Origin of the sequence: Streptomyces koelreuteriae (assembly GCF_018604545.1) — a bacterium.
Lineage (GTDB): Bacteria > Actinomycetota > Actinomycetes > Streptomycetales > Streptomycetaceae > Streptomyces > Streptomyces koelreuteriae.
Genome location: NZ_CP075896.1, coordinates 7,187,585 through 7,210,480, shown reverse-complemented (window position 1 = coordinate 7,210,480; position 22,896 = coordinate 7,187,585). Strand labels below are relative to the sequence as shown.

Annotated in this window: 15 protein-coding genes and 1 rRNA gene; 8 read left to right on the top strand and 8 right to left on the bottom strand. The window is 69.5% G+C overall.

Going from position 1 to position 22,896, the window contains the following annotated elements:
- Nucleotides 1-257: 257 nt before the first annotated feature.
- A 16S ribosomal RNA gene (locus KJK29_RS32500) occupies nt 258-1,781 on the bottom strand.
- A gap of 552 nt (nt 1,782-2,333) precedes the next feature.
- Between KJK29_RS32500 and KJK29_RS32495 the strand changes: the two genes are divergently transcribed.
- Nucleotides 2,334-2,783 (top strand): PTS sugar transporter subunit IIA, encoded by a 450-nt coding sequence (locus KJK29_RS32495; RefSeq protein ID WP_215122727.1) that lies wholly within the window; start codon nt 2,334-2,336, stop codon nt 2,781-2,783.
- 78 nt (nt 2,784-2,861) lie between these two features.
- A complete protein-coding gene (gene ptsP / locus KJK29_RS32490) occupies nt 2,862-4,532 on the top strand; it encodes a phosphoenolpyruvate--protein phosphotransferase (RefSeq protein ID WP_215122726.1) in 1,671 nt (556 codons plus the stop codon).
- Nucleotides 4,533-4,602: 70 nt separating this feature from the next.
- Here ptsP and KJK29_RS32485 read toward each other — a convergent pair whose 3' ends face one another.
- Both KJK29_RS32485 and KJK29_RS32480 read right to left on the bottom strand, forming a co-directional pair.
- On the bottom strand, nt 4,603-5,493 hold the full coding sequence (locus KJK29_RS32485; RefSeq protein WP_215122725.1) for a hypothetical protein: 891 nt from the start codon (nt 5,491-5,493) through the stop codon (nt 4,603-4,605).
- 180 nt (nt 5,494-5,673) lie between these two features.
- Nucleotides 5,674-7,641 carry an acetoacetate--CoA ligase gene (locus tag KJK29_RS32480; protein ID WP_215122724.1) on the bottom strand — a complete coding sequence of 656 codons (1,968 nt, stop codon included), beginning with the start codon at nt 7,639-7,641 and terminating at the stop codon, nt 5,674-5,676.
- Nucleotides 7,642-7,852: 211 nt separating this feature from the next.
- On the opposite strand from KJK29_RS32480, the gene KJK29_RS32475 reads away from it, so the two are divergent.
- Nucleotides 7,853-10,219 carry a glycoside hydrolase family 31 protein gene (locus KJK29_RS32475; protein WP_215122723.1) on the top strand — a complete coding sequence of 789 codons (2,367 nt, stop codon included), beginning with the start codon at nt 7,853-7,855 and terminating at the stop codon, nt 10,217-10,219.
- 2 nt (nt 10,220-10,221) lie between these two features.
- Here KJK29_RS32475 and KJK29_RS32470 read toward each other — a convergent pair whose 3' ends face one another.
- Together KJK29_RS32470 and KJK29_RS32465 are read right to left on the bottom strand one after the other, a co-directional pair.
- Complete coding sequence (locus KJK29_RS32470) at nt 10,222-10,758, bottom strand: NUDIX domain-containing protein (RefSeq protein ID WP_215122722.1); 537 nt, start codon at nt 10,756-10,758, stop codon at nt 10,222-10,224.
- Between the two features lie 47 nt (nt 10,759-10,805).
- Nucleotides 10,806-11,615 (bottom strand): M15 family metallopeptidase, encoded by an 810-nt coding sequence (locus KJK29_RS32465; protein WP_215122721.1) that lies wholly within the window; start codon nt 11,613-11,615, stop codon nt 10,806-10,808.
- 129 nt (nt 11,616-11,744) lie between these two features.
- Between KJK29_RS32465 and KJK29_RS32460 the strand changes: the two genes are divergently transcribed.
- From KJK29_RS32460 to glpK, 5 genes are all read left to right on the top strand, one after another.
- Entirely contained in the window at nt 11,745-12,170 is a 426-nt protein-coding gene (locus KJK29_RS32460; protein ID WP_215124534.1) for a Zn-ribbon domain-containing OB-fold protein, read from the top strand.
- Nucleotides 12,167-13,357, top strand: coding sequence for a lipid-transfer protein (locus tag KJK29_RS32455; protein WP_215122720.1), 1,191 nt, complete (start codon nt 12,167-12,169; stop codon nt 13,355-13,357). Before KJK29_RS32460 ends, KJK29_RS32455 begins: the two co-directional genes overlap by 4 nt.
- A 180-nt stretch (nt 13,358-13,537) precedes the next feature.
- The gene (locus tag KJK29_RS32450; protein ID WP_215122719.1) at nt 13,538-15,208 is read left to right on the top strand and encodes a bifunctional diguanylate cyclase/phosphodiesterase; all 1,671 of its coding nucleotides are present in this window, start codon (nt 13,538-13,540) and stop codon (nt 15,206-15,208) included.
- 601 nt (nt 15,209-15,809) lie between these two features.
- A complete protein-coding gene (locus KJK29_RS32445; protein WP_215122718.1) occupies nt 15,810-16,604 on the top strand; it encodes an MIP/aquaporin family protein in 795 nt (264 codons plus the stop codon).
- A gap of 19 nt (nt 16,605-16,623) precedes the next feature.
- Nucleotides 16,624-18,144, top strand: a complete 1,521-nt coding sequence (gene glpK, locus KJK29_RS32440; protein WP_215122717.1) for a glycerol kinase GlpK — start codon at nt 16,624-16,626, stop codon at nt 18,142-18,144.
- 87 nt (nt 18,145-18,231) lie between these two features.
- Here the strand turns inward: glpK and KJK29_RS32435 are convergent, their stop codons facing one another.
- The 3 genes from KJK29_RS32435 to KJK29_RS32425 are packed head-to-tail and all read right to left on the bottom strand — an operon-like array spanning nt 18,232 to nt 22,888.
- A complete protein-coding gene (locus KJK29_RS32435) occupies nt 18,232-18,837 on the bottom strand; it encodes a GTP-binding protein (RefSeq protein WP_215122716.1) in 606 nt (201 codons plus the stop codon).
- A complete protein-coding gene (locus KJK29_RS32430) occupies nt 18,818-22,468 on the bottom strand; it encodes a hydantoinase B/oxoprolinase family protein (protein WP_215122715.1) in 3,651 nt (1,216 codons plus the stop codon). The genes KJK29_RS32435 and KJK29_RS32430 overlap by 20 nt, the downstream gene beginning before the upstream one ends.
- A 24-nt stretch (nt 22,469-22,492) precedes the next feature.
- Entirely contained in the window at nt 22,493-22,888 is a 396-nt protein-coding gene (locus KJK29_RS32425; protein ID WP_215122714.1) for a DUF742 domain-containing protein, read from the bottom strand.
- Between the last annotated feature and the right edge of the window lie 8 nt (nt 22,889-22,896).

Sequence of the window (22,896 nt, the reverse complement as noted above, 5' to 3'; positions counted from 1 at the left end):
CACCCTTACCAGGTGAGTTCACTGGGGCCGGCGACTGAGGAAATTTCGTTCCCTCAGACACCCAACAGCGTGCCCGGCCAGCTCCCGTCCGAAGATCAGCGTTCCACGCCCCCAAAGGGAGCAGTACTAGCAGCCTCCGACCCAAGAATCCGGCCGAATAGTCAACGTTCCACCCATGAGCAACCAGCATCAGACGTTCGCTGATGTACTGGCCTCTGACCTCACCCCGAAGGGGATCGGTAAGAAGTGCTCCTTAGAAAGGAGGTGATCCAGCCGCACCTTCCGGTACGGCTACCTTGTTACGACTTCGTCCCAATCGCCAGTCCCACCTTCGACAGCTCCCTCCCACAAGGGGTTGGGCCACCGGCTTCGGGTGTTACCGACTTTCGTGACGTGACGGGCGGTGTGTACAAGGCCCGGGAACGTATTCACCGCAGCAATGCTGATCTGCGATTACTAGCGACTCCGACTTCATGGGGTCGAGTTGCAGACCCCAATCCGAACTGAGACCGGCTTTTGAGATTCGCTCCACCTCGCGGTATCGCAGCTCATTGTACCGGCCATTGTAGCACGTGTGCAGCCCAAGACATAAGGGGCATGATGACTTGACGTCGTCCCCACCTTCCTCCGAGTTGACCCCGGCGGTCTCCCGTGAGTCCCCAGCACCACAAGGGCCTGCTGGCAACACGGGACAAGGGTTGCGCTCGTTGCGGGACTTAACCCAACATCTCACGACACGAGCTGACGACAGCCATGCACCACCTGTACACCGACCACAAGGGGGCGCCTGTCTCCAGACGTTTCCGGTGTATGTCAAGCCTTGGTAAGGTTCTTCGCGTTGCGTCGAATTAAGCCACATGCTCCGCCGCTTGTGCGGGCCCCCGTCAATTCCTTTGAGTTTTAGCCTTGCGGCCGTACTCCCCAGGCGGGGCACTTAATGCGTTAGCTGCGGCACGGACAACGTGGAATGTTGCCCACACCTAGTGCCCACCGTTTACGGCGTGGACTACCAGGGTATCTAATCCTGTTCGCTCCCCACGCTTTCGCTCCTCAGCGTCAGTATCGGCCCAGAGATCCGCCTTCGCCACCGGTGTTCCTCCTGATATCTGCGCATTTCACCGCTACACCAGGAATTCCGATCTCCCCTACCGAACTCTAGCCTGCCCGTATCGACTGCAGACCCGGGGTTAAGCCCCGGGCTTTCACAACCGACGTGACAAGCCGCCTACGAGCTCTTTACGCCCAATAATTCCGGACAACGCTCGCGCCCTACGTATTACCGCGGCTGCTGGCACGTAGTTAGCCGGCGCTTCTTCTGCAGGTACCGTCACTTTCGCTTCTTCCCTGCTGAAAGAGGTTTACAACCCGAAGGCCGTCATCCCTCACGCGGCGTCGCTGCATCAGGCTTTCGCCCATTGTGCAATATTCCCCACTGCTGCCTCCCGTAGGAGTCTGGGCCGTGTCTCAGTCCCAGTGTGGCCGGTCGCCCTCTCAGGCCGGCTACCCGTCGTCGCCTTGGTGAGCCATTACCTCACCAACAAGCTGATAGGCCGCGGGCTCATCCTTCACCGCCGGAGCTTTTAACCTCCACTCAGGAGAGTGGAGGTGTTATCCGGTATTAGACCCCGTTTCCAGGGCTTGTCCCAGAGTGAAGGGCAGATTGCCCACGTGTTACTCACCCGTTCGCCACTAATCCACCCCGAAGGGCTTCATCGTTCGACTTGCATGTGTTAAGCACGCCGCCAGCGTTCGTCCTGAGCCAGGATCAAACTCTCCGTGAATGTGTACCGGTAATCCGGTGCAACACACACGAGAGCGGAACAGTCAGGCGGAATAGGCCCGACCGTTCACAGCGTCCTCGCTGTGTTTTTTCAAAGGAACCTCGTCCCAGCGAATGCTGGAGACGGGGTATCAACATATCTGGCGTTGACTTTTGGCACACTGTTGAGTTCTCAAGGAACGGTCGCTTCCTTTGTACTCACCCTCTCGGGCTTTCCTCCGGGCGCTTCCCTTCGGTGTTCCAAACTCTATCAGTGTTTTTCCGGCCCTCTGACCACCGTCCTGCAGACATGCAGAAGATGACCCCGAGATAGGATCTGACAAGTTTGGGTGCTGCCGGACAAGGACACGATGTTGTGTCGCTCAGCCCCAGGCAGGAGTACGACTGTACACGCGGCCGCGGAGGGCGTGCAAATCCGATTGCGGTATGGTCTAGACCACTCTGGAGTGCCCGCGCGGAACCGGCACTTCAGGTGACATACCCTGCTGAACAGTGTGCCGTCCGGTACCGACAGGGACGGCCCATAACGATCTCCACCCCTGGGAGGCTTCCCATGACCACCGTGACGTCCCCGCTTGCAGGACGCACCATCGGACTGGCAGCCGTGCCGGATCCCGTCTTCTCCGGGGCCATGGTCGGCCCGGGCACAGCGATCGACCCCGTACGTGAGCCCTCCGAGGCCGTCTCCCCCGTGGACGGCGTCATCGTCTCCCTGCACCCGCACGCGTTCGTCGTCGTCGACGAGAGCGGACACGGCGTGCTCACACACCTCGGTATCGACACCGTGCAGCTCAACGGCGAGGGTTTCGAGCTGCTCGTGAACAAGGGTGACACCGTCAGGCGCGGTCAGGGCATCGTGCGCTGGAACCCGGCTGCCGTCGAGGCCGCCGGCAAGTCCGCGATCTGCCCGATCGTCGCGCTGGAGGCCACGGCCGAAGCCCTCTCCGATCTTCGTATCGACGGCGATGTGAAGGCCGGCGACAGTCTCTTCCTCTGGAAGTGACGTCAGTGCCGTCGTAGGACGGCGAGTAGAACAACCAACGCGGCGGCGGGAGTCGCCGCACTATCGGAGACGGGTGAGATGGAGACAACGCTGCGAGGCGTCGGCGTGAGCCACGGTGTGGCGATCGGCGAGGTTCGGCATATGGGAACGGCGGTGCTCGAGCCGCCTGCGAAGCAGATCCCGGCGGACGAGGCGGAGCGTGAACAGGGGCGCGCCCGCAAGGCCGTGGAGGCTGTGGCGGCCGACCTGATGGCGCGCGGCAATCTGGCGGGCGGCGAGGCCCAGGCGGTGCTCGAGGCGCAGGCCATGATGGCCCAGGACCCTGAGCTGATGGCCGACGTGGAACGACGGATCGCCGTCGGCAGCACGGCCGAGCGCGGCGTGTACGACGCGTTCGCCGCGTACCGCGAGCTGCTGGCGGGTGCCGGTGAGTACCTCGCCGGCCGCGTGGCCGACCTCGACGACGTGCGGAATCGTATCGTCGCCCGTCTGCTGGGCGTGCCGATGCCGGGAGTCCCGGACAGCGACGAGCCTTACGTCCTTGTCGCGCGTGACCTCGCGCCTGCCGACACCGCGCTGCTGGACCCGACTCTGGTGCTCGGCTTCGTCACCGAGGAGGGCGGTCCGACCAGCCACAGCGCGATTCTGGCGCGGGCGCTCGGAGTGCCGGCCGTGGTGGCGCTGCCAGGTGCCGGTGAGCTCGCCGAAGGCACGATGATCGCCGTCGACGGCAGTACGGGTGAGATCTTCGTGGACCCGAGTGAGGACAAGAAGGCTGAGCTCGAGGCCGCGGCCGCCGCGCGCCGGGCGGCGCTGGCGGCCTCGACCGGACCCGGTGCCACGGCGGACGGTCACAAGGTGCCGCTGCTGGCGAACATCGGTGGCCCTGCGGATGTGGAGGCCGCCGTCGACGCCGGTGCCGAGGGTGTCGGTCTCTTCCGTACCGAGTTCCTGTTCCTGGACGACAGCAAGCAGGCGCCCTCCGAGGAGAAGCAGGTCGCGGCGTACCGGCAGGTGCTGGAGGCGTTCCCCGAGGGGCGTGTCGTGGTGCGGGTGCTGGACGCGGGTGCGGACAAGCCGCTCGACTTCCTGACTCCGGCCGACGAGCCGAACCCGGCGCTCGGCGTGCGGGGCCTGCGGACGCTGCTCGACCACCCGGACGTGCTGCGCACGCAGCTGACCGCGCTCGCGAAGGCCGCGGAGGGGCTGCCGGTCTATCTCGAGGTCATGGCCCCGATGGTGGCGGACCGTACGGATGCCCGGGCTTTCGCGGACGCGTGTCGTGAGGCCGGGTTGCGGGCGAAGTTCGGCGCGATGGTGGAGATCCCGTCGGCCGCGCTGCGGGCCCGTTCGATCCTGCAGGAGGTCGAGTTCCTGTCGCTGGGGACGAACGACCTGGCGCAGTACACCTTCGCCGCCGACCGTCAGGTGGGTGCGGTCTCCCGTCTGCAGGACCCCTGGCAGCCCGCGCTGCTCGACCTGGTGGCGCTGTCCGCCGAGTCGGCGAAGGCCGAGGGCAAGAGCTGTGGTGTCTGTGGTGAGGCCGCGTCCGACCCGCTGCTCGCTTGTGTGCTGGCTGGTCTGGGCGTCACCTCTCTTTCGATGGGCGCGGCGTCGATTCCCTACGTCCGGGCGACGCTGGCGAAGTACACGCTGGCTCAGTGTGAGCGGGCCGCCGCGGCGGCCCGTGCGTCGGACAGTGCCGAGGACGCGCGCAGCGCGGCGCAGGCGGTGTTGTCGGGCGAGTAGGCCGGGATTGGTCGGCCTCTGGGCTGCCCGGGAGGGGCGCTCCACTTTTGTGGGGCGCCCCTCCCGCGTTTCAGTGGTTGTGTCCCTGTGCGGGCTTCTCCTCTCCGAGGTCGGGCGGCTCGCAGTAGTCGACGTTGGATTCCGGGGAGATGAGGTCGCCGGACTCGACGTCGGTGCAGTAGGCGTCGAAGACCTCTCCCGCGGTGAGCGGGTCGAGTCCGTAGGCGCGCAGGCGCCAGCCGTAGACGCGGTCGGGCATGGCTGGGGCGCTGGCGCGGATGACTAGTCCACCGGGGCTTTCGGTGGCCAGCCCGAGGGCCAGGACGGTGGTGAACTCGAGGGCTTCGGTCTCGTCCAGCTTCAGGGTGTCGCCCGTGTCGGTGGCGTGGAGTGCGGCGATGAGGGTTTCGGGCGGTCCTGTGACGCTGCAGACGAGGTGCCGGTCGCCGGGTGGGGCCGTGTCGAGGATGCGGACGAGGAGGTCCGAGGCCCGGGCGAAGGCGGTGCGTCCGAGGTCCTCGCCGCAGGATGTGCAGGCGCCCAGGCGAGCCAGGAGTGTGGTCGCGTACTCCCAGGTGGCCTGCCGCACGCCCTCGTCGACAAGGGCCGCCAGGAGGTCGGCCAGGGGCTGGCCCTCGTACGGGAGGGTGGGGCCTGTCACCGCGAGTTGGGCCGTGAAGCGGGTGCGGCTCGAGGGGTTGTCGGGGTCCAGGCTCTTCTGTGTGCAGAAGTCGGCGTACTCCTCGGGATCGAAGAGGGCCACCGCGGTGTGGCTGCCCTGCAGGGTCCGTGTCCTGAGGAGCGCCTCCACGTGCTTGAGGTAGGTCGCGTGGTCGTCGAAGGCGAAGCTGCGGTAGCAGCGCATGGCTCGGAAGTCGTGCTCGTCGGTCAGCAGGCCGATGGTGCCGGCGATCTCGCGGCGCAGGACGCGTCGCATGGTCCGGCTGTCGGTGTGCGCCATTGTCTTTCCCCCTGTGCACAGTCGATCAATGCTCACTCACAGTAATCGCAGGCACTGACAATGGGGGCTGACGAGGATGGCCGTTCACTGAATTCGCAGGTCAGCTTGGGTCATGCGCACACTCCCCGCCCACGGCCGTGGTGACGGGGAGTGGCGCGACGCGGCTCTGGACGGCCTCGGTCAGGCGCGTTTGCGGGCGATGTCCTCGTAGAAGGTCAGGAGGTCGAGGTTGTCGATGGAGCCCGGGTTGACCGCTTTCTCCAGGGGCGTGCCTTGGAGGAGGCGTTTGACCGGGACCTCGATGCGCTTGCCGGTGAGAGTGTGCGGGACGCCGGGTACCTCGATGATCTCGTCGGGGACGTGGCGCGGCGAGAGTTGTTCGCGGATGGTCCGCTTGATGCGGTTCAGCAGGTCCTCGTCGAGGGTGGCTCCGGGGGTCAGGTGCACGAAGAGGGGCATCCAGTAGCCGCCGTCGGGCTGCTCGATGCCGATGACGAGGGACTCCTTGATTTCGGGGAGGCGCTCCACGGCTTCGTAGATGTCGGCGGATCCCATGCGGACGCCCTGGCGGTTGAGCGTGGAGTCGGAGCGGCCGTGGATGACGACGGATCCGTGGGAGGTGACGGTGATCCAGTCGCCGTGCCGCCATACGCCGGGGTAGGTGTCGAAGTAGCTGTCGTGGTAGCGGCTGCCGTCGGGGTCGTTCCAGAAGTGGATGGGCATCGACGGCATGGGGTTGGTGACCACGAGTTCGCCGACCTCGGCGACGAGGGGTTTGCCGCTCGGGTCCCAGGCCTGCAGGTCGGTGCCGAGGCAGGGGGCCTGGAGTTCGCCGACATGGACGGGGAGGGTCGGTACGGCTCCGGCAAAGCAGGAGCACACGTCCGTGCCGCCGCTGACAGAGGCGATCCACAGGTCGTCGCGGACCTCGTCGTGGAGCCAGCGGAAGCCGTCGGGCGGCAGGGGCGAGCCGGTCGTGGCGACGCACTGGACCGTGGAGAGGTCGAAGTCGCGGGACGGGTGCACGCCGGCCTTGCGGCAGGCCATGACGTAGGCGGCCGAGGTGCCGTAGAGGGTGGCCCGGGTGCGTTCGGCGATGCGCCACTGGGCGCCGGTGTCCGGGTAGCCGGGGCTGCCGTCGTAGAGGACGATCGTGGTGCCGGTGAGCAGGCCGGAGACGAGGAAGTTCCACATCATCCAGCCGGTGGACGTGTACCAGAAGAAGCGGTCCTCGGGGCCCAGGTCGCAGTGCAGGCCGAGTTGCTTGAGGTGCTCGACCAGGATGCCGCCCTGGGACTGGACGATGGCCTTGGGCAGGCCGGTCGTGCCGGAGGAGTAGAGCACCCACAGGGGGTGGTCGAAGGGCACCTGCTCGAAGACGGGGGTCGTGTCGGCGGAGGTGAGGGCCGACCAGTCGAGGGCCCCGTCGGGTGCCTCGGTGCCGAGGAGGGGGATGTGGACGACGGCGCGCAGGGTGGGCAGTTCGCGGCGCAGTTCGGCGACGGTGTCGCGTCGGTCGTGCTCCTTGCCGCCGTAGCGGTAGCCGTCGACCGTGAACAGCACGACGGGTTCGACCTGCTGGAAGCGGTCGAGGACGCTGCGGGCGCCGAAGTCTGGCGCGCAGGAGGTCCACACGCCGCCCACGGCGGCTGTGGCGAGGAGGGCGACCACGGCTTGGGGGACGTTGGGGAGGTAGCCGCTGACGCGGTCCCCGGGGCGTACGCCGAGGGCGCGCAGTTCGGCGGCCAGGGAGCCGACCTGGCGGCGTAGCTCGGCCCAGCTGACGGGGCGTGGTTCGTGCGTCTCGTCGACGTGCAGGAGGGCCGGTTCGTCCGCGCGGGTGTCGGCCGCGCGCAGGGCGTGTTCGGCGTAGTTGAGGGTCGCGCCGGGGAACCACTGGGCGCCCGGCATCGCCCGGTCCCCGAGCACGCGCGCGTACGGGGTCGAGAAGCGGACGTCGAACCACTCGGTGACGGCTTTCCAGAAGGCGTCCAGGTCGTCGACGGACCAGCGCTGGAGAGCCGCGTAGCCGCCCTCGGCGGGGGCGCCGTGGTGCTCGGCGGCCCAGGTCTGGAACCTGGTGATCCGTGCCCGGTCGATGCGCTCGGCGTCTGGCTGCCAGAGCGGCTGGGGACTAGCGGTCGACATGGTCGGCTCCCGGACTGTGCGCGTCGTGTGCGTCCTCCGCGCACGGGCTGGGGTGTGCGCGTGAGCGGCTGGCACGGACAATGCCATGTGATCGACTTCGGCACCAGGGTGCGTCCCACATAGTCCGCCTCGTGAAGATGTGGTCCTGGCACGGGTGAACGGCAGTTGAACGCCACGCCCGCGTGGCGCGGTCAATGGCAGGGTGAGCAGCATGAACGGTCGTGACCTGGTGCGTTCGGTGAAAGCGGTGGCTTCGGTGGGGGCGGCGCAGGGTGTGCGTACCGTACGAGCAGCGTGGCGCAGGCGGCGGGCCGACGCCACCGGGCTGCCGTCGCGAGGGGCGGAGCGTGCGCGGGTGCCGGGGCCCGTGCGGGAGGTGGAGCCGGGGCCGGGGGGCGGTGTAGTCCGGTTCAGCCGGTCGGAGCTGCGGATTCTCGTCGCCGTGAACGGGGCTGTCTTCTGGGGCTGGGACGGGGCGGAGCCCGAGCCGTCGTACGCGTTGGCCGGCCGCTGTCCGGAACCCGATCCCAGGGCGGTGCTGGAGCCGGACAAGGACGGCGGCTGGCGGGTGGTGGCCGAGCGGGTGACGGTCGTCGTCTCGCGGCACGGCGCGGTGGAGGTGCTGACGCCCGGCGGCGTGGCCCTGCGACGAGATCTGCCGCCACGGTGGTGGGAGCCGGTGGATGGCGGCCCGGCGCGCTGGTCGCAGCGGTCGGAGGTGGCTGCCGACGCGCGCTTCTTCGGCCTGGGTGGACGTGCGGCGGGTCCTCGGCTGCCGGACGGTACGTATCGGCTGTGGAACACCGACCCCGGCCACGCCTTCGCGCCGGGTGACGACCCGCTGTACATCACGATGCCGGTGCAGCTGGTGGTGTCCGACGGCGGTACGCATCTGGTGTTCCACGACAGCTCGTGGGACGGCTCGGTGACGCTGCGGGAGGGCGAGGAAGGTGCGGGTTCCGGGCACGACCGCGGCGGGACGAGCGAGCTGCGGATGGACGGCGGTCCGCTGCGCTGCTGGGTGATGGTGGGGACCCCCGCGCGCGTGCTGCTCGCCTGGGCCTCGCTCACCGGGGCGCCCGCGCTGCCGCCCGCGTGGGCGCTCGGCCACCAGCACGCGCGGTGGGGGTTCGGCAGCGAGCAGGAGGTGCGGCGGATCGTCGCGGGCTATGTGGAGCACGGTCTGCCGCTCGATGCCGTGCACCTGGACATCGACCATCTCGACGGGCATCAGGTGTTCACCGTCGATCAGGACCGCTTCCCGAAGCTGCCCGTGCTGGCCGAGGAACTCCGGCGGGACGGCGTCCGTCTGGTGTCGATCGTCGATCCGGCCGTCAAAGCCCTGCCGGGCAATGCCGTGTACGACCGCGGGACGGACGAGGACGCGTTCGTGCGGGACGCGTCGGGGCAGATCGTGCGGGGAGTCGTGTGGCCCGGGGAGGCGGTGTTTCCCGACTTCACGCACGCGCGCGTGCGTGAGTGGTGGGGCGGTCTCTACGAGGAGCGGCTCGCGCAGGGCTTCTCGGGCTTCTGGCACGACATGAACGAGCCCACGTCGTTCACCGCGTTCGGGGAGTCGACGCTGCCTCGTTCGGCGCGGCACTCCCTGGAAGGGCGGGGCGGTGACCATCGTGAGGCCCACAACGTGTACGCGCTCTGTATGGCCAGGGCGGGCTTCGAAGGGCTGCGGAGACTCGCGCCCCAGGAGCGGCCGTTCCTGTTCTCCCGCTCCGGGTGGGCCGGCATGCAGCGCTACGGCGGGGCGTGGTCGGGGGACGTGGCCACCGGCTGGCCGGGGCTGCGGGCGTCCTTGGCGCTGGTGACGGGGCTCGGGTTGTGCGGCGTGCCGTACTCGGGTCCGGACATCGGAGGCTTCGACGGGGATCCTTCGCCCGAGATGTACCTCCGGTGGTTCCAGCTGGGCGCGTATCTGCCGCTGTTCCGTACACACGCGAGTCTGCGGGCGGGGCGCCGGGAGCCATGGGAGTTCGGTCCCGAGGTGCTGGAGCACGCGCGCGTGGCGCTCGTCGAACGCCGTCGGCTGCTGCCGTACTTCATGACGCTGGCGCATCTGGCGCGGCGTACCGGAGCGCCGTACGTGCGGCCCCTGTGGTGGGCCGCGCCGGAGGATCGGATGCTGCGGGACTGCGAGGACGCCTTCCTGCTGGGCGACAGCCTGCTGGTGGCGCCGGTGCTGGCCCCTGGCGCGGACCGGCGTGCGGTGCAGCTGCCGCGGGGGCGCTGGTACGACACGGCGACGGAGCGGGCGTACGAGGGACCGGCGCAGGTGCTCGTCGACGCTCCCCTGTCGCGCATTCCCGTGTTCGCGCGCGCGGGTGCCGTTCTTCCCGTACGTGGGGAGGACGGCAGGCTCACACTGGAGGTGTGGGCGCCCGCCCGCGGACGGACCGGGGGCGGGCTGGTCGTGCCGGACGGGGGCGAGGGGTGGGACGAGCCGGAGATCGAGCGGTACACCGCCCGGTGGATCGACTCGCGGGTGGTCGTCGAGCGGGAGGGTGAGGACGGCAGGAGCGAGCCGTCCTCACCCGTGCGCGTCCGCGGTGCCGGGGGACGCTGACCTCAGATGTACCGGCCCTCGAACCAGGCTCGTACGGCCACGGTGTGCAGAGGGAAGGCGAGTTCGTCCACCCTGCGGAGGAGATGCCAGCCCTCCGTCTCGTCGGTGGCGGTTGAGGGCGGCAGGCTCTCGACCGGGCGTTCCGGCAGCAGACCGAACAGCAGCAGGTGCCCGTCGGGGGAGCTCATCGCGTCGACGAGGCGTACCTCGCGGGCGGCCGCGTCGATGCCGGTCTCCTCCTTGAGTTCGCGTACGACGGCCTGCCGCCAGTCCTCCCGGTCGTCGATGTAGCCGCCGGGCAGGGCCGTGCCCCCGCGCGCGGGAGCGACGGTTCGGGTGATGACGACCAGGGCGGTGCCCTTGGTGTCGTAGACGGGCTGGAGGGCCACCGCGACCGGGAGCGGATTGCGGTAGGCCACGGCGCCGCACACGGGGCAGGGGCGGGGCCAGCCGGAGACGCCCTCTCCGTAGGGCGCGCCGCAGCTCGAACAGTGGGAGTCCGGCGCGGAGTTGGAACTGGAGTGCTGAGTTTCGGACACGCGGCGGACTGTAGCCGATCGCGGAGAGGGCGTCTCGGGCAGGCTGGTCAGTGGGCGCCGGTGAGCGACTTCCTGGACACGGGGAAGTCGAAGTAGGTGTCCGGGTAGGGCTCAGGCTTGTAGGTGTAGTGCCACCACTCTTCCGGCAGGTTCACGAAGCCGAGACCCTCCAGGGTGTTCTTGAGGAGCAGCCGGTTGGCGCGCTGCTGGCCCTGGACGCGTGGGTCGAGGGTGTGCGAGAGGGTGTCGAAGCAGTCGAAGCCGGTCCCCATGTCGATCGAGTTGTCGGGGAAACGCTCGCCCTTGGGCGCGAAGCACGGCACGAGGGGCTCTTCGGGGTCGTACGGCCGGGTGGGCTTCGCCGGCAGCCTCACCAGCGTGATGTCCAGGGTCGATCCGCGGCTGTGGCCGGACTTCTCGGCGATGTAGCCGTCGGCGAACAGCCGGGTCTTGTCGACGTTCGGGTAGAACTCGCCCTTCATCGCCTCGTCGTCGAGGTCCTCGGCCCAGCGGACGAAGTGGTCCACCGCGCGCTGCGGTCGGTAGCAGTCGTACACCTTGAGTGAGTAGCCCTGTCGTAGGAGCTTCCGCTGGGCCTTGTGGAGGGCTTGTGCGGCGGGGCGGGTGAGGATGCAGGTCGGCTGGAGGTAGCCGTCGACGCGCTCGCCGACGAAGTTGTGCGGGGTGACGTAGCGCATCTCCTGGATGATCGTCGGGTCCACGCTTCTCAGCGCCACGAAATCCTTCGGTGCCTTGGGCTCGGTCTTGGCCTGGGCGGTCGCGGTGGAGGCGGTCGCCGCCAGCAGGGCGGCGAACACCGTGATGAGGCCGCGTGTCACGGCGGTCAGTCGTGTCATGGCCCTTGCATCTATCAGGAGATGGCCCCGCCGGGGAAGGGATGCCCAATTCCGGGCTGCCGTGGCAGACTTCTGACGTTCCGTCAGATTTGGCTGTCGGGAGGGACTGTGTCGCGTACACGAACACCTGTGGTGGCGGGGTGGTTCGCCGGAGACGGTGATGCCTTCCGGCTGCTCGGCACGCGCTGCGCCGCGTGCGCCTCGGTCTTCTTTCCGCGTGAGGACCATCACTGCCGCAACCCTTCCTGCGGGGGCGGGGAGTTGGAAGAGATCGCGCTGTCGCGGCGGGGGCGCGTCTGGTCGTACACGGACAGCCGGTATCGACCGCCGTCACCCTATGTGAGCGATCCGGAACTTCCGTGGGAGCCGTGCGCGTTGATCGCTGTGGAGCTGGAGGCCGAGCGGATCGTGGTGCTGGGACAGGCGGCTCCCGAGGTGACCGTCGCGGATCTGACGGTGGGTATGGAGGCGGAGGTCGTGCCGGGAGTGCTCCACGAGGATGCGGAGACGACCTGGACGACGTGGCACTGGCGGCCGACGGGGGTGACGGCATGACGCAAGAGGTGGCGGTGCTCGGCGTGGGCATGCACCCGTGGGGCAAGTGGGGGCGGAGCTTCGTCGAGTACGGCGTCGCGGCGGCTCAGGCGGCGCTCGCGGACGCCGGGCTGGACTGGCGGGACATCGGCTCGATCATCGGGGCGGACACCGTGCGGGGCGGGTATCCGGGGTATGTCGCCGGGGCCACCTTCGCGAAAGCACTGGGCTGGCAGGGGGCCCGGGTCACGAGCGTGTACGCGGCGTGCGCGTCCGGGGCACAGGCCGTCGACACGGCACGGGCGCAGATACTCTCCGGGCTCGCCGACGCGGTGCTCGTGGTGGGGGCCGATGCCGCTCCCAAGGGGTTCTTCCGCCCGGCGGGCGGGGACCGGCCCGACGATCCCGACTGGCTGCGCTTCCGGATCCTCGGGGCGACCAACCCTGTGTACTTCGGGTTGTACGCCCGACGGCGCATGGCTCTGCACGGTGATACGACGGACGACTTCGCGCAGGTGAAGGTGAAGAACGCGGCGATGGGGGCGCTGAATCCGAAGGCCCGCTACCGCAGCCCGGTCACCGCCGAGGAGGTCGCCGCCTCCGCTGTCGTCGCCGATCCGCTGCGGCTGCTCGACATCTGCGCCACCTCCGACGGCGGTGCCGCGGTGGTGCTCTCGAGCATGGAGTTCGCGCGGCGGCACGGGCATGCGGAACCGGTGCGGATCCGGGCTGTGTCCACGGTGACGCCGCGTTACCCGAACGCCGTGCTGGATCTGCCGGACATCGCCACGGACTCCGCGGTGGCGGTGGATCCGCCCGGCGAGACGTTCCGGAGGTCGATCGCCCGGACGGCCTACGAGGAAGCGGGAGTCGGACCGGAGGATCTGTCGCTGGCCGAGGTCTATGACCTGTCCACGGCTCTTGAGTTGCAGTGGTACGAGGACTTGGGGCTGTGCGGCGAGGGCGAGGGGGTGAAGCTGCTGCGGGACGGGGCGACGGCGCTGGGCGGGCGAATACCGGTGAACGTGAGCGGTGGACTGGCCTCCTTCGGCGAGGCCGTGCCGGCGCAGGCGATTGCCCAGGTGTGCGAGCTGGCCTGGCAGTTGAGGGGCGCTGCGGGTGACCGGCAGGTCGCGGGGGCGCGCGTGGGTATCAGTGCGAACCAAGGGCTGTTCGGGCATGGGTCGGCGGTGATCGCGGTGCGGTGATCACCGGGCCGTGAAACGCGGTGCCGTGGACGCGATGCCGCGAGCGCGGTGCCGTCGTAGGGGAGCTGGTCGTGCGGCCGCGACGGGGCTCGGTCCTACGCTGTGTGACCACGCCGGAATCCTGCGTGAACGTCTCATGAACTGCGCTCGGGCGTGCGCCGGTGGAGTCATCATGCTGCCGTGCACTCCTGGACGGATACTCTCCGCTTCGCCTTCCAGCCGGTGGTCAATCTGACGACCGGCGCGGTCGCGGGGCTGGAGATACTCGCCCGCCCGGAGACCGGCGACATCCTGGCCGAGGCCCGCCGGGATCCCGAGCTCGACTGCCGGCTGGCGGTGGCGGCGGTCCGGGCGGCGGTGCGCAAGGAGACCCTGCTTCCGCTGTTCGTCAACGTGTTCGCCGGTACCCTCGCCGACCTCGGCGGTCTCCCTTCGCTGCACGCCGCCGTGCGCGAGGCGGGACGGCTGCCGTGGGAGGTGACGATCGATGTCTGTCCGCCGTACACGCATGTGCCGCAGCAGGCGCTGCTGGAGGCGGTGACCGCGCTGCGCGGTGAGGGCTTCCGGATCTGCGCGGACGGTGTCGGGGACGGCGACGTGCCGCTGCGGCTGCTCTCGGACCTCGCGCCCGGCCTGGTGAAGCTGGACGCGTCGCTGCTGGCGCGGCCGGCCGTGGTGCGGTCGATGCGGACGCTGTGCGACGAACTGGGGGCGCTTCTGGCGGTTGAGGGCGTGGAGACCGAAGGCCAGTGCGCGGCGGCGCTGGCGGCCGGGGCGCAGCTGGCGCAGGGCGAACTGTTCGCGCCGCCCGCGCGGCTGCCCGCGGCGGACGTCTACGTCCCGCCCCGCTCCCCCGCCGCGGTGGCCGTGCCGCGGTCCGGGCCGTCGGTGCGGGAGTTCGTGCGGCCCGCGGCGCTGCTGCCCGCCACGGCTTCGGCGGGTCAGGTGCGAGCACTGCTGACGGGGTCGCCTGATGTGTCAGGAGTCCTGCTCGTGGACGCCGCGGGGGTGCCGGTCCGGTCGGTGCACCGGTCCCGCTTCCTGCTGTCGATGTCGGCGCGCTACGGCCATGCCCTGTACGCAGACCGGCCCGCGGCGAAGCTCGGCGACCCACCGCGGACGGTGGGCGTCGACGCCACCGCCTGGGAGGTCCTGGACGTGGTGGCGGTCGGAGGGCGGGACCGCACGTCGGACGACGTGGCCGTCGTGGACGAGTACGGGCGGTGCGTGGGAGTCGTACGGCTCGCGGACCTGGTGCGCGCGCTGGCCGAGACACGGGTGGAGGAAGCGGCGGGGCTGAATCCGCTGACGCGTCTGCCCGGCTCGGACGCGATCACCGGTGAGGTGGACCGGCGGATCGCGGCCGGGCGGCCGTTCGCGCTGAGCTGGCTGGATGTCGATCACTTCAAGCAGATCAACGACGGGGCCGGCTTCGCGGCCGGGGACGAGCTGATCCGGGCGGTCGGACGGGCGCTGCAACAGGCCGCGACGGACAGCGCGCGGGTGGGGCACATCGGTGGGGACGATTTCCTGGTGCTCGCCGATCCGGAGGGTCTCGATCCGCTGGCCGCCTCCGTGCTGGACTCCCCCTGGTCGGCGGGAGGCCGGCCGGTCACGCTGTCGCTCGCCACGGTGCTGTGCGCGCCGGGCACTGTGACGGACCACCGGCAGGCGGCGGCCTGCCTGGCACCGTTGAAGAAGGCGGCGAAGTCGTTGCGCGGGGCGAGTTGGGTGCTGGGCCGTGCGGGCCTGCCCGGACACGAGACCCGCCGGGGCGCCGAGCCGGCAGCGGCGTCCGCGGGGTGCGGGACGGCGGAGACCGGCGGCAGCTCAGGGGCGTACACCAGGTAAGGGAAGGACCGAGACAGGTACTGGGCTCCGAGGGTCCGTACGGCCCCTCCTGGGGGCTCCGGTCGTGCGGTTGAGAAACCGCCAGGTCAGGTGGATGCTGGTGGCTAGCAAGCGAGGAGTCAGGTGCGGCTGGGCGAGTGCCGACGGCGGAGCTCAGCGGAGGCCGGACACCACCAGCAGAGCCTCGCGCGGCTCCCCAGGCCACGCGTGGCCCCGACCAGATCTGAACAACGACCCGACCGGGCGCCGTCAGGCCGTGCAACCGGCCACCCGGCCCGGCAGGAGCCCGGCCGCCGTCATATGGCCGTCAACCGTTGCGGTCGGCGACCTTGACGCCCCTTGGGTGCCGGTGAACACTTCCGGTGTCAGTCGACATCGCCGTACATACTCGGCGTATTCCGGCACTGCGGCGCGCGGGCGCGCCTGCGCCAAAGCCCTTTCCTTCACGGGCGATTCGGCTGCGACGGCACGCTCGTCACGGATGCCGGGCGGGGCACGGGATCGCGGGATCTCCCTGCCTCCGGCTGAAGTCGCCATGGGAATCGCACCCTGCACGTGAGGACCGGGGCGGAGCGTCCCGGGCCACGGCCTAGGAGCCGCCATGACTAACGGAGACATCTTCGTCGGCGAGATGATCGGCACGGCGATCCTGATCCTGTTCGGCGCCGGCGTGTGTGCCGCCGTCACTCTCAGATTCTCGAAAGCGCGCGCCGCCGGATGGGTGGTGATCGCGTTCGGCTGGGGGTTCGGTGTGCTGGCGGGCGCCTACACCGCCGCTCCCCTCTCCGGAGGGCAGCTCAACCCGGCCGTCACCTTCGGACTCGCCGTCGACACGGGCGTGTGGGACAAGGTCTGGATCTACCTGCTGGGTCAGTTGACCGGCGCCATGATCGGGGCCGTGCTGTGCTACCTCGTGTACTTCGCCCAGTTCCAGGCCAATGTGCGAAAGACGGGGACCACGGAGGGCACGGCGGACGAACCGCTTCCGACGCTGGGCATCTTCTCGACGATCCCCGAGATCCGGAACCCGGTGGCCAACCTGGTCACCGAGATCCTCGCGACCATCGCCCTGGTGCTGCCCCTCCTCGCCATGGTGGGCAACAACAGAAAGGTCGAGGGCATCGGCATCGGACTGATCCCCGGCGGCCAGGGCATCTACGGGTCCGGCATCGTGATCCTTCTGGTCTCCCTCCTGGTCGTCGGCATCGGCCTGTCCCTGGGTGGTCCCACGGGCTATGCCATCAACCCGGCACGTGACCTCGGCCCGCGCATCATCCACTCCGTCCTGCCGATCCCGAACAAGGGAACGTCCGACTGGGGGTACTCGTGGATCCCCGTCGTCGGCCCACTGATCGGCGGACTGCTGGGTGGCGTCATCTACAACGCAGCCTTCTGAACCAGCCCAAGGGGTAGCCATGACGGACAACGCCGAGAAGTACGTCGCAGCGATCGACCAGGGCACCACGTCGAGCCGCTGCATCGTCTTCAACCAGGACGGTGCGATCGTCGCCGTCGACCAGCGCGAGCACCGCCAGATCTTTCCCAAACCCGGCTGGGTGGAGCACGACGCCACCGAGATCTGGTCCAAGGTGCAGGCAGTGGTGGCCGGGGCGATCGCCAAGGCCGGGCTGCGCGCCGACCAGCTGAGCGCGCTCGGGATCACCAACCAGCGCGAGACGACCCTCCTGTGGGACCGGGCGACCGGAAAGCCGGTGCACAACGCCATCGTGTGGCAGGACACGCGGACGGCGGCGCTGTGCAACCAGCTGGGCGGCTCGGACGGGCAGGACCGGTTCCGCGAGCAGACGGGGCTGCCGCTGGCCACCTACTTCTCCGGACCCAAGGCCGCCTGGCTGCTCGACAACGTGCCCGACCTGCGGGGGCGTGCCGAGCGCGGTGAGATCGCCTTCGGCACGATGGACTCCTGGCTGATCTGGAACCTCACGGGCGGCACCGACGGCGGGAAGCACGTCACCGACGTGACCAACGCGGGCCGCACCATGCTGATGAACCTGGAGACCCTCCAGTGGGACTCCTCGATCCTCTCCGCGATGAACATCCCCGAAGCGATGCTGCCCGAGATCCGCTCCTCCGCCGAGACGTACGGCACCGCTGTCGGCCAGCTCGCCGGAGTGCCCGTGGCCTCGGCGCTGGGCGACCAGCAGGCTGCCGTGTTCGGCCAGGCCTGCTACGACGTCGGCACGGCGAAGAACACATACGGCACGGGCAGCTTCCTGCTGCTCAACACCGGCAACCGCCCGGTGCCGTCGAAGAGCGGTCTGCTGACCACGATGGGCTACAAGATCGGCAGTGAGGCGCCGGTCTACTGTCTGGAGGGGTCGATAGCCATAACGGGCGCGCTGGTCCAGTGGTTCCGCGATCAGCTCGGCATCATCCGGACCGCCGACGAGATCGAGCCCTTGGCGGCGAGCGTGGAGGACAACGGCGGCGCGTACATCGTGCCGGCGTTCTCGGGCCTGTTCGCGCCGTACTGGCGCTCCGACGCGCGTGGCGTGGTCACCGGGCTGACCCGGTACGTCACCAAGGCACACCTCGCGCGTGCGGTGCTGGAGGCGACGAGCTGGCAGACGCGCGAGGTCGTGGACGCCATGTACCAGGACTCGGGGGTGCAGATCACCACCCTGAAGGTCGACGGCGGTATGACGAAGAACAATCTGCTCATGCAGCACCAGGCGGACGTGCTCGATGTTCCGGTGGTGCGGCCCAAGGTCTCCGAGACGACCTGTCTGGGCGCCGCGTACGCGGCCGGTCTGGCCACCGGGGTGTGGAACGACCTGGACGAGCTCAAGGCTCACTGGCAGAAGGACGTCGAGTGGACGCCGTCGATGGAGGCGTCGGTGCGGGACCGCGAGTACCACAACTGGCGCAAGGCCGTGGAGAAGAGCTTCGGCTGGGAGGAGGACGGCGAGAGCTGACCACGCGCGCGTGGGGCCTCGTCTCCGGTCCGCGGCCCGTACCCCTGTCGGCGGGGGTGCGGGCCGCGGACATCGGCTGGGTCCGCCTCAGGTGGTCACCGTGTGGCGCTGGCCGGCCGCGTAGGCCATGGCGTGCTGGACGACTCCGATCAGCGCCTCCTTGACCGACTCACGGTCGCGGGCGTCGCACATCAGGAGGGGTACGCCGTCGTCGAGGTCGAGGGCCGCGCGGACGTCCTCGATCGGGTAACGCGGTGCGCCCTCGAAGCAGTTGACGCCGACGAGGAAGGGGATCGAGCGCCGTTCGAAGTAGTCGACGGCGGCGAAGCAGTCCTCCAGGCGGCGGGTGTCGGCGAGCACGACGGCTCCGAGCGCGCCTTCGGAGAGTTCGTCCCACATGAACCAGAACCGCTCCTGACCGGGTGTGCCGAAGAGGTACAGCACCAGGTCTTCGCGGAGTGTGATGCGGCCGAAGTCCATGGCCACGGTCGTGGTGTTCTTGCCTTCCACGCCGCTGGTGTCGTCGACCGGACGGCCTGCCTCGGTGAGCAGTTCCTCGGTGCGCAGCGGCCTGATCTCGCTGACCGCGCCGACGAGCGTGGTCTTGCCCACGCCGAAGCCGCCGGCCACCAGGATCTTGAGCGTGACGGGCTCGACCGGAGGCTTGCCACGCTCAGAACGCCCGAAGATCATCGATCTCTTCTCCTGCTTGATGGGGGTCGGGCGACGGCGAGCCGTAGCCTCCGCCGCCAGGGGTTTCGATGACGAGTACGTCGCCGGTGACGACGTCCGCGGAGTCACTGCCGCCGAGTTCGGTCACGGTGCCGTCGGCGTGTTCGATCCGGTTGGTGCCGAGAGCGCCCGGCCGGCCGCCCGCCATGCCGTACGGCGGGACGCGGCGGTGCTGGGACAGCGTGGAGACGGTCATGGGTTCCAGGAAGCGGAGGCGGCGCACGGCGCCGTCCCCGCCGCGCCACCGGCCGGCTCCGCCGCTGCCGCGCCGGACCGCGAACTCCTCGAGGCGCACGGGCAGCCGCCACTCCAGGACCTCGGGGTCGGTGAGGCGTGAGTTGGTCATGTGGGTCTGGACGACGGGTGCGCCGGGGAAGCCGTCCCCCGCGCCGGAGCCCGAGGCGACGGTCTCGTAGTACTGGTGGCGTTCGTTCCCGAAGGTGACGTTGTTCATGGTCCCGGAGCCCTCCGCCTGGACACCGAGCGCGGCGTAGAGGGCGCCGGTGACGGCCTGGGAGGTCTCCACGTTGCCGGCGACGACGGCGGCCGGCGGCTCGGGGGCGAGCAGGGAGCCGGGCGGTACGACGATGCTCAGGGGGCGCAGGCAGCCGTCGTTCAGGGGGATCTCGTCGGCCACGAGGGTGCGGAAGACGTACAGGACGGCCGCGTTGACGACCGAGAACGGCGCGTTGAAGTTGGTGGGCAGTTGCGCCGACGTACCGGTGAAGTCGATGGTGGCCGCCCTGTTCTCGCGGTCCACGCGCACGCGTACGCGGATGACGGCGCCCGAGTCGGTCTCGTAGGCGTAGTCGCCGTCGTCGAGGGCGTCGATGACGCGGCGTACGGCCCCTTCCGCGTTGTCCTGGACGTGTCTCATGTAGGCCCGGACCACGTCGAGGCCGAAGTCGTCGATCATGCGGCGGACCTCGTCGACGCCCTTCTGGTTGGCGGCGATCTGGGCCCGCAGGTCGGCGAGGTTGGTCTTCGGGTTGCGGGAGGGGTACGTCGCCCCGGTGAGGTGGCGGAGGGTCTCGTTCTCGCGGAAGCGGCCGTCCTCGGCGAGCAGCCAGTTGTCGAAGAGGACGCCCTCCTCCTCGATGGTGCGGCTGCCTGCGGGCATCGAGCCGGGGGCGATGCCGCCGATCTCGGCGTGGTGGCCGCGCGAAGCGATGTAGAAGAGGATCTCCGGGTCACTCTCCGTGACGTCCGACGGTGCGGTGTCGAAGACCGGGGTGATCACGGTGACGTCGGGCAGATGGGTGCCGCCGTGGTACGGGTCGTTGACGGCGTAGGTGTCGCCCGGGCGCATGCGGGAGCCGCGCCGACGGATGACCTCTTTGACGCTCGTGCCCATCGAGCCCAGGTGGACGGGGATGTGCGGGGCGTTGGCCACCAGGTTTCCGTCGGGGTCGAACAGGGCGCAGGAGAAATCCAGGCGCTCCTTGATGTTGACGGACTGGGCGGTGGACTCGAGGCGGGCGCCCATCTGTTCGGCGATGGACATGAAGAGGTTGTTGAAGACCTCCAGCAGAACCGGGTCGACTTTCGTGTCGAGATCGGAACTCTCCGTAATCGCGGCGCGTTCCATGACCAGATGCCCGTCGTCGGTCGCCGCGGCCCGCCAGCCGTCGTCGACGACGGTCGTCGCGCCGGCTTCGGTGATGATCGCCGGGCCGGTGACGGTATTGCCGGGGGGAAGGTCCTCGCGGCGGTGGAGGGGTACGTCGTGCCAGGCGCCGCCCGTGTGGAGGCGGACGGTGCGCGGCGGTGCGGGGCTGCCGTCGGTGGTGGCCTCGTAGGGGGCGAGAGCGGAGAGATCGGGGGGTGCTGTGATGCCGGTGGCTTCGACGGAGAGGGCTTCGACGACGATCGGTCGGTCGAGCGTGAAGGAGTATGTGGCGCGATGACGTTCTTCGAAGGCGTGCCGCATCGTGTCGGGCTCGGTCAGCTCGACGGTGAGGGTGGTGTCCGTGCCGTCGTAGCGGAGCTGCGCGCGGCGGGTGATCTCGATGTGTTCCTCGGGGACGTCCTCGGCGCGGAGTTCGGCGCGTGCCGCGGCTTCCAGGTCTTCGGCGGTCTTGCGGACGCCGGGCATGGAGGCCGGTTCCAGGTGTGCCTCGACGGACTGTTCGCGCATGGCGGTGGTGTCGGCGAGGCCGATGCCGAGTGCGGAGAGGACACCGGCCATGGGCGGCACGAGTACGGTCCGGATGCCGAGGGAGTCGGCGACCATGCAGGCGTGCTGGCCGCCGGCGCCGCCGAACGTGGTGAGCGCGTAGCGGGTGACGTCGTGGCCCTTCTGGACGGAGATCCGCTTCACGGCCGAGGCGATGTTCGCGACGGCGATCCGCAGGTACCCCTCGGCGACCTGTTCGGGGGTGCGGTCGTCGCCGGTCTGCTCGCGGATCTCGCGTGCGAGGGCCGTGAAGCGGTCCCGGACGAGGGCTTCGTCGAGGGGCTCGTCGCCGTTCGCGCCGAACACCTTCGGGAAGTGGGCGGGCTGGATGCGGCCGAGGACGACATTGGCGTCGGTGACGGCGAGCGGGCCGCCGCCCCGGTAGCAGGCGGGCCCCGGGTCCGCGCCCGCCGAGTCCGGCCCTACGCGGTAGCGGGAGCCGTCGAAGTGCAGGACCGAGCCGCCGCCGGCCGCCACGGTGTGGATGTCGAGCATGGGGGCGCGGAGCCGGACGCCGGCGATCTGGCTGGTGAAGACGCGTTCGTACTCGCCCGCGAAGTGGGAGACGTCGGTGGAGGTGCCGCCCATGTCGAAGCCGATGACGCGGTCGAAGCCGGCGAGCTGGGACATGCGGGCCATGCCGACGATGCCACCGGCAGGCCCGGACAGGATGGCGTCCTTGCCGCGGAACTGCCCGGCCTCGGTGAGACCGCCGTTGGACTGCATGAACATCAGCCGTACGCCCTCGAGTTCGTCGGCGACGTGCCGGACGTAGCGGCGCAGTACGGGCGAGAGGTAGGCGTCCACGACGGCGGTGTCCCCGCGGGGGACGAGTTTCATCAGGGGGCTGGCCTCGCTGGAGAGCGAGATCTGCGGGAAGCCGATGCGGGCGGCGAGTTCTCCGACGGCCTGTTCGTGGGCAGGGTGGAGGTGGCTGTGCATGCAGACCACGGCCACGGCCCGGATCCCGTCGTCGTACGCCTCCTGGAGGGGCCCGGCGAGGGCGTCGAGGGCGGGCGCGAGGAGGACGGTGCCGTCGGCGGCGATGCGCTCGTCGACCTCGACGACCCGTTCGTACAGCAGCTCGGGCAGTTCGATGCGGCGGGCGAAGATGCTCGGGCGGTTCTGGTAGGCGATGCGCAGGGCGTCGCGGAAGCCGCGGGTGATGACCAGCAGGGTGCGCTCGCCCTTGCGCTCCAGGAGGGCGTTGGTGGCGACGGTGGTCCCCATGCGCACGGTCTCGACGGGATCGCCCGAGCCGGCCAGCAGGGTGCGGACGGCCTCGACCGCCGCGTCGGCGTAGCGGGCCGGGTTGTCCGACAGGAGCTTGTGCGTGAGCAGCCGGCCGTCCGGGCGTCGCGCGACGACATCGGTGAAGGTGCCGCCTCGGTCGACCCAGAACTGCCAGCCAGTCACGTCAGTACCCCGCTTCCGCGCTGCTCACAGCGCCCGGAGGCCGTTGATCACGTCGCGCAGAATACTCTCGTCCGGCAGTTCGGCCGGGGGTACGGGCCGGTTCACATGGACGAATTCCGAGTCCACGAGATCTCCGACAAGGACCCGTACCACCCCGATCGGCAGGTCGAGTTCCGCTGCGAGTTCGGCGACCGACTGCGGGACGTCACGGCACAGCTCGACGATGTCCACATGCTCCGGGGAGAGCATGTGGTCGCCTTCCGGGTCGTCCGCGTGCGGTTCCGTGACCACGACCGCGATCAGGTCCAGGCGGTGCTGGCCCTGACTGCTGGTGCGGCCGCGTGTCATGGCGTACGGACGGACGACCGGTCCGGCTTCGTCGTCGAACCAGTGGCTTCTTCCCTGACCGTCAGCGCTCATGTCATCCC

Excerpts from the sequence above, each read along its gene's own strand:
- KJK29_RS32435 (WP_215122716.1), bottom strand. The coding sequence starts at position 18,837 with ATGATCTTCGGGCGTTCTGAGCGTGGCAAGCCTCCGGTCGAGCCCGTC.
- KJK29_RS32425 (WP_215122714.1), bottom strand. The coding sequence starts at position 22,888 with ATGAGCGCTGACGGTCAGGGAAGAAGCCACTGGTTCGACGACGAAGCC.
- KJK29_RS32495 (WP_215122727.1), top strand. The coding sequence starts at position 2,334 with ATGACCACCGTGACGTCCCCGCTTGCAGGACGCACCATCGGACTGGCA.
- KJK29_RS32475 (WP_215122723.1), top strand. The coding sequence starts at position 7,853 with ATGAACGGTCGTGACCTGGTGCGTTCGGTGAAAGCGGTGGCTTCGGTG.
- KJK29_RS32480 (WP_215122724.1), bottom strand. The coding sequence starts at position 7,641 with ATGTCGACCGCTAGTCCCCAGCCGCTCTGGCAGCCAGACGCCGAGCGC.
- KJK29_RS32445 (WP_215122718.1), top strand. The coding sequence starts at position 15,810 with ATGACTAACGGAGACATCTTCGTCGGCGAGATGATCGGCACGGCGATC.
- KJK29_RS32485 (WP_215122725.1), bottom strand. The coding sequence starts at position 5,493 with ATGGCGCACACCGACAGCCGGACCATGCGACGCGTCCTGCGCCGCGAG.
- KJK29_RS32465 (WP_215122721.1), bottom strand. The coding sequence starts at position 11,615 with ATGACACGACTGACCGCCGTGACACGCGGCCTCATCACGGTGTTCGCC.
- glpK (WP_215122717.1), top strand. The coding sequence starts at position 16,624 with ATGACGGACAACGCCGAGAAGTACGTCGCAGCGATCGACCAGGGCACC.
- KJK29_RS32455 (WP_215122720.1), top strand. The coding sequence starts at position 12,167 with ATGACGCAAGAGGTGGCGGTGCTCGGCGTGGGCATGCACCCGTGGGGC.
- ptsP (WP_215122726.1), top strand. The coding sequence starts at position 2,862 with ATGGAGACAACGCTGCGAGGCGTCGGCGTGAGCCACGGTGTGGCGATC.